The 2553-nt window shown below is 74.2% G+C and carries 1 protein-coding gene; it reads left to right on the forward strand.

Going from position 1 to position 2553, the window contains the following annotated elements; all coding sequences use genetic code 11:
- The coding region (locus G5C60_RS50350; protein ID WP_206441009.1) for an acyltransferase domain-containing protein at positions 1-2390 on the forward strand (2390 nt) is incomplete at its 5' end.
- Positions 2391-2553: the final 163 nt, after the last annotated feature.

Raw genomic sequence — 2553 nt, forward strand, 5'->3', positions numbered from 1 at the left:
CGCCGGAGGGGCGGGGAGCCGGTGTCGGTACGGCCGCGGGGGCGCCGGAGCGGCAGGACGCGGAAGGCGGTACCGCCGCGCCGGGGACACCAGGGACGCCAGGGACGCCGGAACCGCGGGATGCAGGAAGTGAGACGGCCGGGCTGGGGGCGCTGGAACCGCGGGACATCGGAAGCGAGACGGCCGCGCCAGGAACACCCGAACCACAGGACAACAAAAGCGAAGCCGCCGCGGCGGGGACACCTGAGCCGTGGGACGCCGAAAGCAGTACCGGTGCGCCAGGGACGCCGGAGGCGTGGCCCGGTGATGTGGTGATGCCCGGGCTTCTGCCGCTGTCGGCGCGGACACCGCAGGCGTTGAACGCGTACGCGCGGGCCTTCCGGGACGAGCTGGTCCGGCGCCCGGACATCGCCCCCGCCGATCTGCTGACGACGACCGCGCTCGGGCGGCGCCATCTGCCGCACCGGCTGGTCGTCACCGCACCCTTCGTCGAGGGGTTGGACGCGTTCCTCGCCGGCGCGGAGGGCGCCCTGACCGGAACGGTCGATCAGCCCGTCTCCCCTTCCTTCGTCTTCAGCGGACAGGGCACCGGCGGCCCCGGCATGGCCGCCGCGCTCGCCGCCCGCTTCCCGGTCGTCGCCGAGGTGCTGCGGGAGTGCGCGCGGATCTACCGGGAGGAGACGGGCGAGGACGACTTCCTCGATCGGATCACCGGGGAGGACGGGGAGGAGACGGGTCGGGAAGGCCACCCCGCCAGGACCACCGACGGGGCGAGCCCGGAGCCGAGGCGGACGAGCCAGGACGGCCACCCCGACCGGACCGTCGGGGCCTCCGCCCCCTGGGACACCGCCTTCGCTCAACCCGCCCTCTTCGCCCTCCAGGTCGCGCAGGTCCGGCTGTGGCGGAGTTGGGGTGTACGGCCTGCCTCGGTCGCCGGGCACAGCGTGGGCGAGTACGCGGCCCTGTGTACCGCCGGGGCGCTGTCCATGGCGGACGGCATGCGGCTGCTGTGCCGACGGGGCCGGCTGATGCGGGACACGGAGCCGGGCGCGATGCTCGCGGTGTTCGCCGACCGGGATCGGGTACGGCAACTCGCCGCCGAGGTGGGGCAGACGGGGCAGGTAGAGCTCGCCGTGTCCAACGGACCCGAGCACCAGGTGCTGGCCGGCCCGCCGGACGCCGTCGCCGAGGTGCACCGGCGGCTGACCGGGAAGGGCCTGACCGGCGTACTCCTCCCGGTGGACCGCGCCTTCCACAGCGCGCTCCTCGACCCGGTCCTCGACGACCTGCGCGAGGCCATCGAGAAGACCGAACTGCGGCCGGTCGACGTCGAGTTCGTCAGCGGGCTCGACGGCGTCGCCCATCCCCCGGGCTGGCTGCCCGACGCCGACCACCTCGTCCGCCAGGCCCGGCACACCGCCGACTTCCACGCCGTCCTGCGCACCCTGGCCCCGGCGGACGTCCTCCTCGAACTCGGCCCCGGCGCCACCATGACCCGACTGGCCCGCCGGGCGATCCCCGGCACCCTCTGTGTCCCCACCGGACGGAGCCCGGACGACCTGTGGCCGACGGTGGCACGGCTGCACTGCGCCGGGGTGGCCGTCGACTGGGCCGCCCTGCTCGACGGGTGCGGGGGACGCCGTATCCCGTTGCCCACATACCCGTTTGAGCACCGGTCGTACTGGATCGGCCCGCCGCCGGCACCCACCACGGCCGTACCCGCAAGCGAACCCGATGGGGAGGACGACGTGACCGACCAGGCAGTACTCGAGCGCGTACTGGATCTGACCGCGCAGCACCTGGGATACGACCGCGGCGGGCTGCGAGCCGGGGAGACATACGTCGGCCTGGGCGCGGACTCCCTGCAACTGATCGGCATGCTGCGGCAGTTGGAGGCCGAGTTCAAGGTGCGGATCGCCGTGCGGGAGCTGTTGGAGGAGGCAGGGTCACCGGAACTGACGGCCCAGCTCATAGCGAAGCGCGTGGAGCGGCCGGCACCGGAGCCGAGGGCCGAGGTCATCGACGTACGGCACGGGTCCGAGGCCGAGAGCACCGCCGTGCAGCACGCACCCGTCGCGGAGGCCGTCGGCGTACGACGCACCCCGGGCGCGGAGGCCGCTGACGTACGGCACGGGTCCGACGCCGAGAGCACCGCCGTACGGCACGGGTCCGACGCCGAAAGCACCGCCGTACGGCGCGCACCCGTCGCGGAGGCCGTCGACGCACGACGCACACCCGCCCCAGACCCCGAGGAACCCGGATACGCCACCCGCGCCGAAGTAGCCGAGCTCCGTCGGCAGATCGACCTGCTCGCCGAGACACAGGCCTCGCTGATCAACCAGCTCTCCGAGACCGTCGCCCTGCTCAACGCCGAGCGGGCCGTCCGATGAGCCCGGCCACGCCGGTCACGCCGCCCACGGCGGCGGACCGGGCCGCGGCGCTGTCCCGCCGGCTGGACGAGCAACTGGCGGAGGCAAGACGGCGCACCACACCGGCCGCACCCACACCGACCCTTCCCGCACCCACACCGACCCTTCCCGCACCCGCACCTCC

The organism is Streptomyces scabichelini, from assembly GCF_011045015.1.
GTDB lineage: Bacteria > Actinomycetota > Actinomycetes > Streptomycetales > Streptomycetaceae > Streptomyces > Streptomyces scabichelini.